This is a genomic window from Streptomyces avermitilis MA-4680 = NBRC 14893, assembly GCF_000009765.2.
GTDB classification, from domain to species: Bacteria; Actinomycetota; Actinomycetes; order Streptomycetales; family Streptomycetaceae; genus Streptomyces; species Streptomyces avermitilis.
The window spans coordinates 5679739-5695367 of record NC_003155.5 but is presented as its reverse complement, the minus strand read 5'-3'; the positions used below and the strand labels follow the sequence as shown (position 1 = coordinate 5695367).

Annotated in this window: 15 protein-coding genes; 7 read left to right on the top strand and 8 right to left on the bottom strand. The window is 70.1% G+C overall.

The window, feature by feature from the left end; translation table 11 throughout:
* Nucleotides 1-130: 130 nt before the first annotated feature.
* The 3 genes from folB to SAVERM_RS24100 are packed head-to-tail and all read left to right on the top strand — an operon-like array spanning nt 131 to nt 1640.
* Nucleotides 131-490: a dihydroneopterin aldolase gene (folB, locus tag SAVERM_RS24110; RefSeq protein WP_010986094.1), complete on the top strand. Its 360-nt coding sequence runs from the start codon at nt 131-133 to the stop codon at nt 488-490.
* On the top strand, nt 487-1098 hold the full coding sequence (folK, locus tag SAVERM_RS24105; RefSeq protein WP_010986093.1) for a 2-amino-4-hydroxy-6-hydroxymethyldihydropteridine diphosphokinase: 612 nt from the start codon (nt 487-489) through the stop codon (nt 1096-1098). Before folB ends, folK begins: the two co-directional genes overlap by 4 nt.
* Before the next feature lie 53 nt (nt 1099-1151).
* Nucleotides 1152-1640, top strand: a complete 489-nt coding sequence (locus SAVERM_RS24100; protein ID WP_010986092.1) for a DUF3180 domain-containing protein — start codon at nt 1152-1154, stop codon at nt 1638-1640.
* 48 nt (nt 1641-1688) lie between these two features.
* Here SAVERM_RS24100 and folE read toward each other — a convergent pair whose 3' ends face one another.
* The 6 genes from folE to dacB all read right to left on the bottom strand — a co-directional run bounded on the left by folE (nt 1689) and on the right by dacB (nt 9420).
* On the bottom strand, nt 1689-2294 hold the full coding sequence (folE, locus tag SAVERM_RS24095) for a GTP cyclohydrolase I FolE (RefSeq protein ID WP_010986091.1): 606 nt from the start codon (nt 2292-2294) through the stop codon (nt 1689-1691).
* A gap of 142 nt (nt 2295-2436) precedes the next feature.
* A complete protein-coding gene (gene ftsH / locus SAVERM_RS24090) occupies nt 2437-4464 on the bottom strand; it encodes an ATP-dependent zinc metalloprotease FtsH (RefSeq protein WP_037649154.1) in 2028 nt (675 codons plus the stop codon).
* A 197-nt stretch (nt 4465-4661) separates the two neighbouring features.
* Complete coding sequence (gene hpt / locus SAVERM_RS24085; protein ID WP_010986089.1) at nt 4662-5222, bottom strand: hypoxanthine phosphoribosyltransferase; 561 nt, start codon at nt 5220-5222, stop codon at nt 4662-4664.
* 53 nt (nt 5223-5275) lie between these two features.
* Nucleotides 5276-6313, bottom strand: a complete 1038-nt coding sequence (tilS, locus tag SAVERM_RS24080) for a tRNA lysidine(34) synthetase TilS (protein ID WP_010986088.1) — start codon at nt 6311-6313, stop codon at nt 5276-5278.
* Nucleotides 6314-6508: 195 nt separating this feature from the next.
* Nucleotides 6509-7642, bottom strand: coding sequence for a zinc-dependent metalloprotease (locus SAVERM_RS24075; RefSeq protein ID WP_010986087.1), 1134 nt, complete (start codon nt 7640-7642; stop codon nt 6509-6511).
* A gap of 95 nt (nt 7643-7737) precedes the next feature.
* Nucleotides 7738-9420, bottom strand: a complete 1683-nt coding sequence (gene dacB, locus SAVERM_RS24070) for a D-alanyl-D-alanine carboxypeptidase/D-alanyl-D-alanine endopeptidase (RefSeq protein ID WP_042493492.1) — start codon at nt 9418-9420, stop codon at nt 7738-7740.
* 79 nt (nt 9421-9499) lie between these two features.
* Here dacB and SAVERM_RS24065 point away from each other — a divergent pair, with 79 nt between their 5' ends.
* Both SAVERM_RS24065 and SAVERM_RS24060 read left to right on the top strand, forming a co-directional pair.
* Entirely contained in the window at nt 9500-9991 is a 492-nt protein-coding gene (locus SAVERM_RS24065; protein ID WP_010986085.1) for an inorganic diphosphatase, read from the top strand.
* 147 nt (nt 9992-10138) lie between these two features.
* The gene (locus tag SAVERM_RS24060) at nt 10139-11785 is read left to right on the top strand and encodes a threonine/serine exporter family protein (protein WP_037649152.1); all 1647 of its coding nucleotides are present in this window, start codon (nt 10139-10141) and stop codon (nt 11783-11785) included.
* Between the two features lie 102 nt (nt 11786-11887).
* Here SAVERM_RS24060 and SAVERM_RS24055 read toward each other — a convergent pair whose 3' ends face one another.
* Nucleotides 11888-12907 carry a DedA family protein gene (locus SAVERM_RS24055; RefSeq protein WP_010986083.1) on the bottom strand — a complete coding sequence of 340 codons (1020 nt, stop codon included), beginning with the start codon at nt 12905-12907 and terminating at the stop codon, nt 11888-11890.
* Nucleotides 12908-13047: 140 nt separating this feature from the next.
* On the opposite strand from SAVERM_RS24055, the gene SAVERM_RS24050 reads away from it, so the two are divergent.
* A complete protein-coding gene (locus SAVERM_RS24050) occupies nt 13048-13413 on the top strand; it encodes a YbjQ family protein (RefSeq protein WP_010986082.1) in 366 nt (121 codons plus the stop codon).
* Between the two features lie 63 nt (nt 13414-13476).
* On the opposite strand, the gene SAVERM_RS24045 is transcribed toward SAVERM_RS24050, so the two are convergent.
* Nucleotides 13477-14238: a MerR family transcriptional regulator gene (locus tag SAVERM_RS24045; protein ID WP_010986081.1), complete on the bottom strand. Its 762-nt coding sequence runs from the start codon at nt 14236-14238 to the stop codon at nt 13477-13479.
* 99 nt (nt 14239-14337) lie between these two features.
* On the opposite strand from SAVERM_RS24045, the gene SAVERM_RS24040 reads away from it, so the two are divergent.
* The gene (locus SAVERM_RS24040; protein ID WP_010986080.1) at nt 14338-15621 is read left to right on the top strand and encodes an ion channel protein; all 1284 of its coding nucleotides are present in this window, start codon (nt 14338-14340) and stop codon (nt 15619-15621) included.
* The last annotated feature ends 8 nt before the right edge of the window (nt 15622-15629 follow it).

Genomic DNA, 15629 nt, shown 5'->3' with positions numbered 1-15629 from the left:
TGGCCTTCACACGGGCGCGCGCCCCCAAGAGCGAGTGCTGTCAGTGCCCGCAGGTAGATTCGTTTGAGGCTGGTGCGCCGACCGCACTCGGTGGATGCCGGCCGTCCCGACGATTGCAGGAGTGATTCGCGTGGATCGTGTCGCGCTGCGCGGCCTGAAGGCCCGCGGGCACCACGGGGTGTTCCCCAAGGAGCGCGAAGAGGGCCAGACCTTCATCGTGGACCTCGTCCTCGGGCTGGACACCCGGCCCGCCGCGGCCGACGACGACCTGTCGAAGACCGTGCACTACGGCATCGTGGCGGAGGAGGTCGTGGCCGTCGTCGAGGGCGATCCCGTCGACCTCATCGAGACGCTCGCCGAGCGCATCGCGTTCTCCTGCCTCAAACACGCACCGGTCCTGGAGGTCGAGGTGTGCGTCCACAAACCGGACGCACCGATCACGGTCCCCTTCGACGACGTGACCGTCACCATCACCAGGAGCCGAGTATGACCGCGTTCTACACCGAGGGTCAGAGCGACCCGACCGTTCAGCCGGTGCCCGCCTCCGTGGTGGAGCGGGTGGACGCCGCCGACACGACCCTCTCCAACCCCAAGCGCGCGGTGATCTCCCTGGGCTCGAACCTGGGCAACCGCCTGGAGACGCTCCAGGGCGCGATCGACGCCCTGGAGGACACGCCCGGCGTCCGCGTCAAGGCGGTCTCTCCTGTCTACGAGACGGAGCCGTGGGGCGTGGAGCCCGGCAGCCAGCCCGCGTACTTCAACGCGGTGGTGCTCCTGAAGACGACCCTGCCCCCGTCGTCCCTCCTGGAGCGGGCCCACGCCGTCGAGGAGGCGTTCCACCGCGTCCGGGACGAGCACTGGGGCCCGCGCACGATCGACGTGGACATCGTCGCGTACGCCGACGTGGTCTCCGACGATCCGGTGCTCACGCTTCCCCACCCCCGCGCCCACCAGCGGGCGTTCGTCCTGGCCCCCTGGTACGACGTGGACCCGGAGGCCCAGCTCCCCGGCCGCGGCCCCGTGGAGCAGCTGCTGGCGGCCGTCACGCGCGACGGCATCGTGCCGCGCGCCGACCTGGAACTCCGGCTGCCCGAGTAGTCGTTAAGGTCTAGACGCGAGACGCCGAGAGGCCGGCTTACCGAAGGGGCAAAGTGAAAGAGCTGCGCATCAGGACGCTGGCCGCGGTGTTCGTCGTGGCAGGAGTACTGTCCTGGGCCGGAGCCCGCTTGTGGAACTCGGTGGGCACACTGCCCCGCGTCCCGCTGGCCGCCCCCATCGTCCTGGCTCTGATCGCGGTCGTCCTTTTGGCCACGGCACTCTCGCTGCGCGCCCGCCTCAAGGCCCAGCGGGAGCGCCGCCCCGGCGCCAAGGGCGTCGACCCCCTGATGGCGGCCCGCGCGGTGGTCTTCGGCCAGGCGAGCGCGCTGGTGGCGGCCCTGGTCGCCGGTATGTACGGCGGCACCGGCGCCTTCCTCCTGGAATCCCTCGACATCCCCGCCCGCCGCGACCAGGCCATCTACGCCGGCTTCTCGGTCCTCGCCGGCGTCGGCGTCATAGCGGCGGCGTTCTTCCTGGAGCGCGTGTGCAAACTCCCGGAGGACGACGACACCAACGGCGGCGGGACGGCTCCGGCGGCGTAACGGGCGCCAGGCGTACGCCCTCCAGCGGGCGGCGTACGACGTGCGGCGTCAGCGCGCCATGATCAGGCTCATGGCCTCGTTGCGCGTGGCCGGGTCCCTCAGCTGACCGCGCACCGCCGACGTGATGGTCTTCGCCCCGGGTTTGCGCACCCCGCGCATCGACATGCACATGTGCTCGCACTCGACGACGACGATCACACCGCGCGGCTCCAGGATCTCCATGAGGGAATCGGCGACCTGCGTGGTGAGCCGCTCCTGCACCTGGGGCCGGCGGGCATAGACGTCCACGAGCCGCGCCAGCTTCGAGAGACCCGTGATCTTTCCGTCGGTGGACGGGATGTACCCGACATGGGCCACACCGACGAACGGCACCAGGTGATGTTCACAGCTGCTCAGGACTTCGATGTCCTTCACCAGGACCATCTCGTCGTGTCCGATGTCGAACGTGGTCGTCAGCACGTCCTCGGGCTTCTGCCACAGCCCCGCGAATATCTCCCGGTATGCCCGGGCCACCCGCCCCGGAGTCTCCCTGAGACCCTCACGGTCCGGGTCCTCACCGACCGCGATCAGCAGCTCCCGCACGGCGTTCTCGGCACGCTTCTCGTCGAATTCGCCGATGGTGCCCTCACCGTCCAGCGTCACCGGGTCGGTCATCTGGTGCCTCGTTCCTGAACCTGCGACGCGCACGGATCACGCGCCTGATGTACGAGCATACGAACATGCCGCGCCCCCCAGGCTAGAACCTGGGGGGCGCGGCATTCATTCCGGGCCTGATGAGGGCGGCCGCCGAGGGGTGTCAGCCCTCGGTGCGGTCCTCCGGAGCCGACTCCGCGGCCGGCACCGACTCCGTCGCGTTGGCGATCGCCGGCGACGCGCCGTTCGCCCCGTTCGTCAGTGACAGCTCCTTGGGGGAGAGCACCGGCGGGCGGGTGGACGGGGTGCGCCGGGAGGAGCCGGTCCACGCGGGGCGGGCCGGGCGCTTGACGATGGGAGCGAAGACCTCGGCGATCTGCTCCTTGCTCAGCGTCTCCTTCTCCAGCAGCTGGAGCACCAGGGCGTCGAGGACGTCGCGGTTCTCGACCAGGATTTCCCAGGCCTCGTTGTGCGCGTTCTCGATGAGCTTCTTGACCTCTTCGTCGACGAGCGCGGCGACCTCTTCCGAGTAGTCGCGCGGATGCGACATCTCCCGGCCCAGGAAGGGCTCGGTGTTGTCGCCGCCGAACTTGATCGCGCCGAGACGCTCGGTCATGCCGTACTGCGTGACCATCGCGCGGGCCGTGGCGGTGGCCTTCTCGATGTCGTTCGCAGCGCCCGTCGTCGGGTCGTGGAAGACGAGCTCCTCGGCCGCGCGCCCGCCCAGCATGTACGCCAGCTGGTCGAGCATCTCGTTGCGGGTCGTGGAGTACTTGTCCTCGTCCGGCAGGACCATCGTGTAGCCGAGGGCACGGCCGCGCGACAGGATCGTGATCTTGTGGACCGGGTCGGAGTTCGGAGACGCCGCCGCGACCAGGGCGTGGCCGCCCTCGTGGTACGCGGTGATCTTCTTCTCCTTGTCCGACATGATCCGGGTCCGCTTCTGCGGGCCCGCGACCACGCGGTCGATCGCCTCGTCCAGCATGGAGTTGTCGACCAGCTTCTTGTCGCTGCGGGCCGTGAGGAGCGCGGCCTCGTTCAGCACGTTGGCGAGGTCGGCACCCGTGAAGCCGGGGGTGCGGCGGGCGACGGCCGACAGGTCGACGTCCGGGGCGACCGGCTTGCCCTTCTGGTGAACCTTGAGGATCTCCAGACGGCCCTGCATGTCCGGGCGGTCGACCGCGATCTGGCGGTCGAAGCGGCCGGGGCGCAGGAGAGCCGGGTCGAGGATGTCGGGCCGGTTCGTGGCGGCGATCAGGATGACGCCGCCCTTCACGTCGAAGCCGTCCATCTCGACGAGCAGCTGGTTCAGCGTCTGCTCGCGCTCGTCGTGACCGCCGCCGAGGCCGGCGCCGCGGTGGCGGCCGACCGCGTCGATCTCGTCGACGAAGACGATCGCCGGGGCGTTCGCCTTGGCCTGCTCGAAGAGGTCACGGACTCGGGAGGCACCGACACCGACGAACATCTCGACGAAGTCGGAACCGGAGATCGAGTAGAAGGGGACCCCGGCCTCGCCCGCGACGGCACGCGCCAGCAGCGTCTTGCCGGTACCGGGAGGCCCGTACAGGAGCACGCCCTTGGGGATCTTCGCCCCGACGGCCTGGAACTTCGCCGGCTCCTGGAGGAACTCCTTGATCTCGTGGAGCTCCTCGACCGCCTCGTCCGAACCCGCGACGTCCGAGAACGTCGTCTTGGGGGTGTCCTTGGTGATGAGCTTCGCCTTGGACTTCCCGAAGTTCATGACCCGGGAGCCGCCGCCCTGCATCTGGTTCATCAGGAACAGGAAGACGACGACGATCAGGACGAAGGGGAGCAGAGAGAGCAGGATGCCCACGAACGGGTTCTGCTTGGACGGCGAGACCGTATAGCCGTCCGGGATCTGCTTGTTCTGGTACTTGTCCTGGAGCGTGCCCGCGAGGGTCACGCCCTGGTCGCCGATGTAACTCGCCTGGATCTTCGAGCTGCCGTCGACCTTCTGGCCGTCCTTCAGCTCGACCTTGATGACCTGCTCGTCACCGGTGGTGATTTTGGCCTGCTGGACCTTGTTCTCATTGATCGCCTGGACGACCTGGCCGGTGTCCACTGTCTTGTAGCCGCCGGACGAGCCGACGACCTGCATCAACACGACCACGGCAAGGACGGCCAGCACGATCCACATGACCGGCCCACGGAAGTATCGCTTCACGTCCATCCATACGGAGCGGTGCCGCCCCGTCCCTCCTGCCATAGTGAGTTTGATAAAGACTTAGAAAGACTGTTCTTCGGACGGTACCCCAGCATTGTCACCCGACGCCGCAGGGGACTGCCGACAATCCAGTCCTCGCATGCACAACGGCGCGAAACCCGCTGGGGTTCCCGATCGTCTTACGAGAACCGGGCCCAGGGGGTTCAGCCGCCGTAGACGTGGGGCGCGAGCGTACCGACGAACGGGAGGTTTCGGTACTTCTCGGCGTAGTCGAGGCCGTAGCCGATGACGAACTCGTTGGGGATGTCGAAGCCGACCCACTCCACGTCGATCGCGACCTTGGCCGCCTCCGGCTTGCGCAGCAGCGTGCACACCTTGAGGGAGGCGGGCTCGCGGGAGCCGAGGTTGGAGATCAGCCAGGACAGGGTGAGCCCGGAGTCGATGATGTCCTCGACGATCAGGACATGCTTCCCCTTGATGTCCGTGTCGAGGTCCTTGAGGATCCGCACGACACCGGAGGACTGGGTGCCCGCGCCGTACGAGGACACCGCCATCCAGTCCATCGTGACGGGGGTGGACAGCGCACGCGCCAGGTCCGCCATGACCATCACGGCGCCCTTGAGGACACCGACGATCAACAGGTCCTTGCCCGCGTACTCCGCGTCGATCTTCGCGGCCAGCTCGGCCAGCTTCGCGTCGATCTCTTCCTTGGTGATGAGCACCGACTTGAGGTCGGTGCCCATGTCTTTCGCGTCCACCCGCATCACTTTCGGTCGTCCCACCGGGGCTGCCCGGTTCCGCCCGAGGGGGTCCGGATTCAGCCTTGCCGAATCACCAGTCTGCCACCCTGTCGCTGGGCGACGACTTTGCCCGGGAGATTGATGGCTCCCTGACCGCGCCAGCCGGTGATCAGCCGGTCGACTTCTTCGATGTGACGGGCGAACAGCGAACCGGCCGGGGCGCCCGCCTCGATGGCGGCGCGGCGCAGAATGCGGCGGCGCACGGCGGGCGGCAGCGCGTAGAGCTTGGCGCACTCCAGGAGGCCGGCGGCGTCGCGTACGGAGGCCTCGGCCTGGCCGGCCCACACGTCTAGGGCGTCGGCGTCGTCACGGGAGAGCTGGGCCGTCCGGGCGAGGGCCTCCACGACACCCTTGCCGAGCGCCTTCTCCAGGGCGGGCAGGCCCTCGTGGCGCAGCCTGGACCGCGTATAGGCCGGGTCGGCGTTGTGCGGGTCGTCCCACACGGGCAGCGACTGGGCCATGCAGGCCTTGCGGGCGGTCTGCCGGTCGAGCTGGAGGAAGGGGCGGCGGTAACGGCCGCCGGTCCCCGAGACCGCGGCCATTCCGGACAGGGAGCGGATGCCGGAGCCCCTGGCGAGGCCCAGCAGGACGGTCTCGGCCTGGTCGTCACGGGTGTGGCCGAGCAGGACCGCACAGGCTCCGTGGCGCCGCGCGGCGGCATCCAGGGCGGCGTACCGGGCATCGCGGGCGGCGGCCTCGGGGCCGCCGTCACGGCCGACGGTGACGGCGATGGACTCGGTCGGGGTCAGACCCAGATCGACCAGGCGGCCGACGACCTCGTCGGCGCGCAGGTCGGAGCCGGACTGGAGTCCGTGGTCCACGGTGATGCCGCCGGCGCGGATGCCGAGTTTGGGGGCTTCGAAGGCGAGGGCGGAGGCGAGCGCCATGGAGTCGGCACCGCCGGAGCAGGCGACGAGCACGAGCGGCGGGGGCGGCAGATCGTGCGGCACGTCGCGCGGCAGGTCGGCAGAGCCGGGCGCGTGTTCGATGAGGATGTCGTGGAGTACGCGGCGGACCGCCAGGCGTATCGCCGCGACCGCAGGATGGGGACCCATGTCCGGTTCCCTTCATGAAGTTTTCGGGGGGGGTGAGCCCGAGGATCGGTCACTCAGAGTGTGTAGATGGTGACAGAAACGGGCCGTTCCCCGAGCATTGCACGCCTACGCATGCCTCACGGTCCCTCGGACGGGTGATTGAAGGGGCGTTCACCTGCCGTCGGCCGGATTCGTTTCACGACCCTCCACCGGGCGTCACGACTCCGCCTTGCGGTGCACCCGCGCGATCCAGTCCGCCGGTTTGGCGATCTCCGTCTTGGTCGGGAGCGTGTTCGGGGAAGTCCACACCCGGTTGAATCCGTCCATACCGACCTGTTCGACGACCGCCCGCACGAACCGCTCGCCGTCCCGGTACTGCCTGAGCTTGGCGTCCAGGCCCAGCAGCTTGCGCAGGGCGAGGTCCAGCCGGGAGGCGCCCTTCGCCCGTCGCTGCTGGAACTTCTCGCGGATCTCCCCGACGGACGGGACGACGTCGGGGCCGACTCCGTCCATCACGAAGTCCGCGTGCCCTTCGAGGAGGGACATCACGGCGGTGAGCCGGCCGAGGATCTCCCGCTGGGCCGGCGTCTGCACGAGTTCCACGATGGACCGGCCGTCGTCGCCCTCCTCGCCCTCGGGACGACCGCCGGCGAGCGACTGGGCGGCTTCCCTGATCCGCTCCAGCACGGTCATGGGATCCACCTCGGTCTCTCCCAAGAAAGACTGGATTTCGCCCCCGACGTGGTCGCGCAGCCAGGGCACGGCGGTGAACTGCGTGCGGTGCGTCTCCTCGTGCAGACAGACCCAGAGGCGGAAGTCGTGGGGCTGCACGTCGAGTTCGCGCTCCACGTGCACGATGTTGGGCGCGACCAGCAGAAGCCTGCCCCCGCCGTTCTCGGCCGCCGGGAGGTCCCGGGTCGGCGGGGCGAAGGTCTCGTACTGCCCGAGGACCCGGGAGGACAGGAACGACAGCAGCATGCCCAGCTCGACGCCGGTGACCTTGCCGCCGACGGCCCCGAGCACGGCGCCGCCCGGGGTGTTCCCCCTGCGCTCCTGCATCTTGTCCAGCAGGGGCTTGAGGAGCTCCCGGAACCCGGCCACGTTCGCCCGGACCCAGCCGGGGCGGTCGACGACGAGTACGGGGGTGTCGTGGGTGTCCTCGGTGCCCATCCGGGTGAAACCGCGGACGTGTTCCTCCGACGCCTTCGCATGCCGGCGCAGCTCGGCGACGACGGCCCGGGCCTCGTCGCGGCTCACCTCCGGGCCCGGCCGCACGAGCCGGGTCGCGGTCGCCACCGCGAGATTCCAGTCGACCATCCCAGAAGAAGCAGCACCACCGATGCTCGTCATGCGTCAACCGTACGTGAGCGTGTGCGAGTGCGGTTAGGGGTACGACGGCCGGGCGGGCCACCGGGGTGGGGTTCAGGGGGGTGGTGCCGCGGGGGTCATCGGCAGCCGCACTCCGCCAGTGCCGCCGCCGTGCGGTCCAGGGCCGCCCTCGCCGTCTCCTGGTCCATCGACTCGTACGTCAGGAAGGCGAAGGCCAGCAGACGGCCGTCCGTGTCCACCACCGTGCCCGCGAGGGTGTTGACGCCCGTCAGGGAGCCGGTCTTGGCGCGTACGACGCCCGTGCCGGAACGTTGCGCCCCGTCCTCGTAGCGGTCGCTCAGGGTGCCCGTGAAGCCCGCCACCGGGAGGCCCGTCAGGACCGGGCGGAGTTCGGCGTGGGCGGGGTCGCCCGCCTTGGCCAGGAGGGCGGTCAGCAGGCCCGCCGTCAGCCTGTCCTCGCGGTTCAGTCCGCTGCCGTCGCGGAACTCCGCGCCGCCCAGCGGCAGTCCGAGCTTCTTCAGCTGGGCGGCGATCGCCCGCGACCCGCCCTCGAAGCTCGCCCGCTCGCCGCCGGCGAGGGCCGTCTGACGGGCCAGCGCCTCCGCGATGTCGTTGTCGCTGTTGGTCAGCATCCGCTCGACCAGTGCGGACAGCGGCGGCGACTCGACCTCGGCCAGCGCCTGTGACCGGCCCGTCGCCTTCGAGGGACCCGGCGCGGTCGTCCTGATGCCCTTGGCGCGGAGCAACGCGCCGAACGCGCGCGCCGCGTCCGCCGCCGGCTCCTTGCTGCGGGTCGCGGGGCCGCCGACCGTGTCGTCGACGCGCCCTTCGTCGACCATCAGGGGGCTGACCGGGGCGAGGTTCGGGTTCTCCCCGATGGGGTGCAGTACGGGACCCGCGTACAGGGAGACGTCGTACGACAGCGTCACCCGGGTCATGCCGCGCTTCTTCAGCGCGGCCGCCGTCCGGTCGGCGAGCGTGCGCAGACTTGCCCAGCCTCCCCCGCCCTCCTTGCGGGCGGTGAGGGTCGGGTCGCCGCCACCGACGAGGACGAGCTCCTTGGTGTCGGGCTCCAGCACCGCGCGCGTGCTGATGCGGTGGTCGGCGCCGGCCGCCGAGAGCACGGCCACCGCCGTGGCGATCTTCGTGGTGGAGGCCGGGGTCAGCGCCTCGTCCACTCCCTTGCCGTACAGCCGCCTGCCGGTGGCCACGTCGACGACGGCGGCGGAGCGCCGGGTGCCGAGCGAACCGTCCTTCAGCAGCGGGTCGAGAACGCCCGCCAGGGCCTTCTCGGTCGGCGCCGACTTCGTGGTCACGTCCGTGCCGGTGGCGCCGCCGAGCCCGGTCAGCACCGACGCGGCGCTCGGCGCGGGCCTGGGCGCCGTGGCCGGCGTACGGGAATCACGTCCGTGATCTGCGCCACCCTCTCCGCCCCGGGAGGCGGCCCACTCGCGCTCGGCCGTACGCTGACCGGAGGAGTCCCAGGGACCGGCCGCGGTCACCACCCCGGCCGTCAGTGCAAGGCCCACGGTGGCGGCAACGGCCGTGAGCTGGGGGGTGGTGAGCTTCGGGGCCGTGAGCCTTCCGGAGCGCGGGCGCACGACGTGCGCGACCCGCGCGACGTGCGGTTTCACGCTCCCGGTGAGCCGGGCGAGCCCTGGTTTCACGACCCCGGTGAGCCGCGCCGGTCGCGGTTTCACGGCTTGGGCGGTCCGCGCCAGTCGCGGTCTCACGGCCCTCGCGATCCGCACGACATGCGGTCTCGCGGCCCGCCAAGGCCTCAGCTCTGGCACGACCACCAGCCCCTTTCGCGATCACACACCTGCGTGAGGGACACTTAACCACCAGAACTATGTGTTGATCATGGAGGAGCCACCGGTGGAGTTCGACGTCACGATCGAGATTCCGAAGGGTTCGCGGAACAAGTACGAGGTGGACCACGAGACCGGTCGGATCCGCTTGGACCGTCGACTCTTCACCTCGACCAGCTACCCGGCCGACTACGGCTTCGTCGAGAACACTCTCGGCGAGGACGGCGACCCGCTGGACGCGCTGGTCATCCTGGACGAGCCGACCTTCCCCGGCTGCCTCATCAAGTGCCGCGCCATCGGCATGTTCCGGATGACGGACGAGGCCGGCGGCGACGACAAGCTGCTGTGCGTCCCGGCGCACGACCCGCGCGTGGAGCACCTGCGGGACATCCACCACGTGTCGGAGTTCGACCGCCTGGAGATCCAGCACTTCTTCGAGGTCTACAAGGACCTGGAGCCCGGCAAGTCCGTCGAGGGCGCCAACTGGGTGGGCCGCACGGACGCCGAGGCCGAGATCGAGCGTTCCTACAAGCGCCTGAAGGAGCAGGGCGGTCACTGACCGTCTCCGCCCCCCGACGGGCCGCGTGCTCCCTCACGGGAGTGCCGCGGCCCGTTCGCGTATCCGAACGCAAACTTTCGTACGCATACTGAGGCATACGCAAGGTACGTGTGAGAAGCAGGCATACGAAAGGTGAGGCAGGAGCGGGTGACGGAGCCGGAGGCGGAGGATCGCAAACCGCAGTCGGACGAGGCGAGGAGTGCGTTCGCCGCTCCGGTGGGCGTCACGTCGAGCGACGACGAGTCGTCCACGACGTCCGAGTTCGCGCTCCCCAAGGGGCTCGACGTACCGCAGCCGCCCACCGGCGATGCCGAGGGGTCCGCGTTCAGCACCCCGCACACCTACAGCGCCAAGCACGCGCCGCCCGCCTTCACCCCGCCGAGCGGCATCCCCGTCGTCAAACTGACCAAGGAAGCGCCCTGGCAGGACCGGATGCGCACGATGCTGCGCATGCCGGTGACCGAGCGGCCCGCGCCCGAGCCGGTGCAGAAGGTGGACGAGGCGGGGCCCGCGGTGCCACGCGTGCTCGACCTGACCCTCCGTATCGGGGAGCTGCTGCTCGCGGGCGGTGAGGGCGCCGAGGACGTGGAGACGGCCATGTTCGCCGTCTGCCGCTCCTACGGCCTGGACCGCTGCGAGCCGAACGTCACCTTCACCCTGCTGTCCATCTCGCACCAGCCGTCTCTGGTGGACGACCCCGTGACGGCCTCCCGGACGGTACGCCGCCGGGTCACCGACTACACCCGGCTCGCGGCCGTCTACGCGCTCGTCGACGACCTCAGCGACCCGGAGACGGCGATCTCCCTGGAGGAGGCCTACCGGAGGCTCGCCGAGATCCGCCGCAACCGGCACCCGTACCCCGGCTGGGTCCTGACGGCGGCCGGCGGGCTGCTCGCCGGTGCGGCCTCCGTGCTCGTCGGCGGTGACGCGGTCGTGTTCGTCGCCGCCGCGCTGGGCGCGATGCTCGGCGACCGGCTGGCGTGGCTGTGCGCGGGGCGCGGACTGCCGGAGTTCTACCAGTTCACGGTCGCCGCGATGCCCCCGGCCGCGATCGGCATCGCGCTCACGCTGACGCACGTCGATGTGAAGGCGTCCGCGGTGGTCACCGGTGGACTGTTCGCGCTGCTGCCCGGGCGGGCCCTGGTGGCCGGCGTGCAGGACGGCCTCACCGGCTTCTACATCACCGCGTCCGCGCGCCTGCTGGAGGTCATGTACTTCTTCGTGGGCATCGTCGCCGGTGTGCTGGTGGTGCTCTACTTCGGCGTGAAGCTGGGCGCCCAGCTCAACCCGGACCAGGCGCTGGGCATCTCCGAGCGGCCGGTACTCCAGATCGTCGCGTCCATGCTGCTGTCGCTGACCTTCGCGATCCTGCTCCAGCAGGAACGATCCACTGTGCTGGCGGTGACCCTCAACGGGGGTGTGGCCTGGTCCGTCTACGGGGCGATGCACTACGCGGGCGACATCTCCCCGGTTGCCTCGACGGCCGTGGCGGCGGGCCTTGTGGGCCTGTTCGGGCAGTTGCTGTCCCGCTACCGGTTCGCGTCCGCGCTGCCGTACACGACGGCGGCGATCGGGCCGCTGCTGCCCGGTTCGGCGACGTACTTCGGGCTGCTGTCGATCGCCCAGAACAACGTCGACAAGGGCCTGGTGTCGCTCACCAAGGCCGCCGCGCTCGCCATGGCCATCGCGATCGGCGTGAACCTGGGGTCGGAGATCTCCCGGCTGTTCCTGCGGGTGCCGGGGGCCGCGAGTGCGGCGGGGCGCCGCGCGGCCAAGCGGACGCGAGGGTTCTAGCGAGGGTTCCCGCGGGGGGCGGCTGGGTTTCGCCGCGGGGCGGTGGGGGCTGGTCGCGCAGTTCCCCGCGCCCCTGGCGGGGCGCGGTTCCTGACGGCGTACTCAGTTCTGCGGGTAACCCTGGCCGTAGGGGTGGTTCTGGTCCTGACCGTAGTTCTGGTCCTGGCCGTAGCCCTGCCCCGGGTACTGCTGACCCTGGCCGTAGCCCTGCTGGGGGTACTGCTGGGGGTACTGCTCCTCGGGGTAGTACTGCTGCTGACCCTGGCCGTAGTCCTGCGGGTAGCCCTGAGCCTGGTCGCCATACGACTGGCCGTTGCCGTACGCCTGGTCCTGGCCCTGGTTGCCGTACGCCTGGTCCTGGCCCTGGTTGCCGTACGCCTGGTCCTGGCCCTGCTGGATCGGGGGCACTCGCAGCGGCCTCGTCGCGTCGTCCATGACGGGTGCCGCGGGCCGGTCCTGGTCCGGGTGCCGGGCCGGGGTGGGGTCCTGCGGCGGGTTCTTCTTGGACTTGGAGCGCGCCCTCAGGAACTCGATGGCGATCGGGACCACCGAGACGAGGACGATCAGGATCAGGATCGCCTCGATGTTCTTGTGGACGACCTCGATGTTGCCGAGCCAGGAGCCGAGCAGCGTGACGCCGGCGCCCCACAGGACGCCGCCGATGACGTTGAAGACGAGGAACGAGCGGTACTTCATGCCGCTGACGCCGGCGATGATCGGCGTGAACGTGCGCACGATGGGCACGAAGCGGGCCAGGACCAGGGACTTCGGGCCGTACTTCTCGAAGAAGTCGTGCGCCTTGACCACGTTCTCCTGCTTGAACAGCCGGGAGTCGGGGCGGTTGAACAGCGACGGGCCGACCTTCTTGCCGAACATGTAGCCCGCCTGGTCGCCGAGGATCGCGGCGAGGCAGATCAGGGCGATCGCGGCCCACAACGGGAAGTCCAGCGTGCCCGCGGTGATCAGCAGGCCGCAGGTGAACAGCAGCGAGTCACCCGGCAGGAAGAAGCCGATGAGCAGGCCCGACTCGGCGAAGACGATGAGCAGCAGGCCCCAGATGCCGAAGTTGTCCAGGAGCGTGTTCGGATCCAGCCAGCTTGGTCCAAGGGCAAGCGTCGTCACGGTTCCGGGCTCCTGAGGGGTGGAAGGAAGTACGGCGTCCTGGTACGGCCGGACAAAGCTATCAACGCCACGTGTCCACGCCAGGTTCCATCGGCGCCTCCAGGATGCACTGTGCGCCCACTGGGGCAAAGCTGTGAGCCATGGGCATCGAAGAGTACGGCGGTGGCCAGGGTCCCCACTCGGACGTCCTGGTCGTGACGACGAACGACGTACCCGGTTACCGCGTCCAGCACGTCATCGGCGAGGTCTTCGGCCTCACCGTCCGCTCACGTCACCTGGGCAGCCAGATCGGCGCGGGTCTGAAGTCGATGATCGGCGGCGAGCTGAAGGGCCTCACCAAGACGCTCGTGGAGACCCGCAACCAGGCCATGGAACGGCTGGTGGAGCAGGCACGCGTGCGGGGCGGCAACGGCATCCTGATGATGCGCTTCGACGTCACCGAGGCGGCGGACGTGGGTACGGAGGTGTGTGCCTACGGCACGGCGGTGGTGCTGGTCAAGGCATAGCGCCGGCAGTGGCACCGGCCGGTAAGGGGCGTCCGCAACGGCGAACGCCCCTTACCGCTGCCGTCATCCCCCGTGCCGGTCCGCGTTCGCCGCGATCGCGTCCCTCAGGTGCTCGGCCAGGCCCGGGCGCATGGAGTCGTAGAACTCCTTGAACCGCTCGTCGGAGACGTACATCTCGCCGAGTCCGCGGTGGATGTCGTAGGAGCAGTCGTAGAACCACTTGTCGATGTGCAGCCGGTGCTCCTCGGCCATGTCCATCGCGCGGGCGCCGGCCGGTGGCTCGCCCGCGGCCATCAGGCCGTCGTAGCGCTCGCCCCAGTCGGCGACCTCGGCCTGCATGCGCTTCCAGTCGTCCTTGGTGTAGCGGGCCGCACGGCGCTGCGACTCGGCGTACGCCTCGGTGCCGCCCCAGCGGCGCTCGGCCTCCTCGGCGTGCTCCTCCGGATCCTTGTCCCCGAAGACCTCGAACTTCTCCTCGGGTGTGAGGTTGATGCCCATCGTGCGTGCCTCCATGGCGTGCTCCACGGCCGCGGCCATCTTCTGTAGCTGCTCGATCCGGGCGGTCAGCAGTTCGTGCTGGCGGCGCAGATGCGCGCGCGGGTCCGCTTGCGGGTCGTCGAGCAGGGCGGCGACCTCCTCGAGCGGGAAGCCGAGTTCCCGGTAGAACAGGATCTGCTGCAACCGGTCGAGGTCGGCGTCGTTGTAGCGCCGGTGCCCCGCGTGGCTGCGCTCGCCGGGTACGAGCAGTCCGATCTCGTCGTAGTGGTGCAACGTGCGCACCGTGACCCCGGCGAAACCGGCGACCTGTCCCACGGAGTAGCTCACTTCCGCTCCCTTCTCGGTACGCGCTTCAGGCTGCGCCCTCACGCCGCGTGAGGTGCAAGCGGAAATGTCATGTCCGTTTTGCCCGCTTAAGGTGACCCCGTGGCCCACGACACCGTGCACCCGGCACCCGCTCCGGCGACCCCCGCGCGTGTCCTGCTGCCGCAGATCCTCCCGGCACTGGTCGTCGGGGTCGCGGCCAGTCTCCTGTTCGTGGGGGTGAGCGCGCTCGCCGGGAAGCTCCAGAACGTCCTGTGGCAGGACCTGCCCGACGCGCTGGGCATCGGGCGGTACTCGGTGCTCTGGATGATCATCATGCTCACCTGCACGGGTGTGCTGGTCGGGCTGATCGTCTGGAAGGTGCCGGGTCACGCGGGACCCGACCCGGCGACCCTCGGACTCGGCGGGGCCCCGCCGCTGGCGCCCGCCGTCCTGCCGGGGCTGCTGCTGGCGACCGGGCTGATGCTGGCGGGCGGTCCGAGCCTCGGCCCCGAGAACCCGATCATCGCCTCCAACATCGCGCTGGCCTACTGGCTGGGCCGCAGGTTCGTACCCCGGCTGCCCGGCGGCCTGTGGATCGCGCTGGCCGAGGCGGCGACGATCGGCGCGCTGTTCGGGACGCCCGTCGCCGCGGCACTGCTCCTGTCCGAGGCGCTCGCCGGGCAGCAGGCCAAGGGGCCGCTGTGGGACAGCGTCTTCGCCCCGCTGGTCGCGGCCGGCGCGGGTGCCATCACGACCACCCTGGTGGCCCATCCGACCCTCGACCTCGGCCTGCCCCCGCTGGCCAGGCCCGGCTGGACCGACGTCCTGGCCGCGATGGTCGTCGCCGCCGCGGCCGCGGCGCTCGGGATGGTCGCGGTCTATGCCTTCCCGTACGTCCACGGCGCCTTCTTACGCCTGCGGCACCCCATGGTGGCGCTGCCGGCCGGCGGGCTCGTCCTCGGCCTGCTGGCCGCCCTGGGCGGCCATCTGACCCTCTTCAAGGGGCTGGACGAGGTGGGGGACCTGGCGAAGGACCCGGACGGCTGGTCGGCCGGGCAGTTCCTGACCATGGCGGTGGTGAAGCTGGCGGCGCTGCTGGTCGCCGCGTCCTGCGGGTTCCGCGGCGGGCGGATCTTCCCGTCCGTCTTCATCGGTGCGGCGTTCGGCCTGTTCGCCCATGCCCTCGTATCCGCCGTTCCCCCGGCCCTCGGTGTCGCCGCGGGCGTGCTGGGGATGCTTCTCGCCATCACCCGGCAGGGCTGGGTGAGCCTGTTCACGGCCGCCGTGCTGGTGGCCTCGCCCGCGATCATCGCCCTGCTCTGCATCGCGTCCCTGCCGGCCTGGCTGCTGGTGACCGGCAGACCCCAGATGCAGCTTCACGAAGACGGAACCCCGGTCCGTTAGGAACCCCT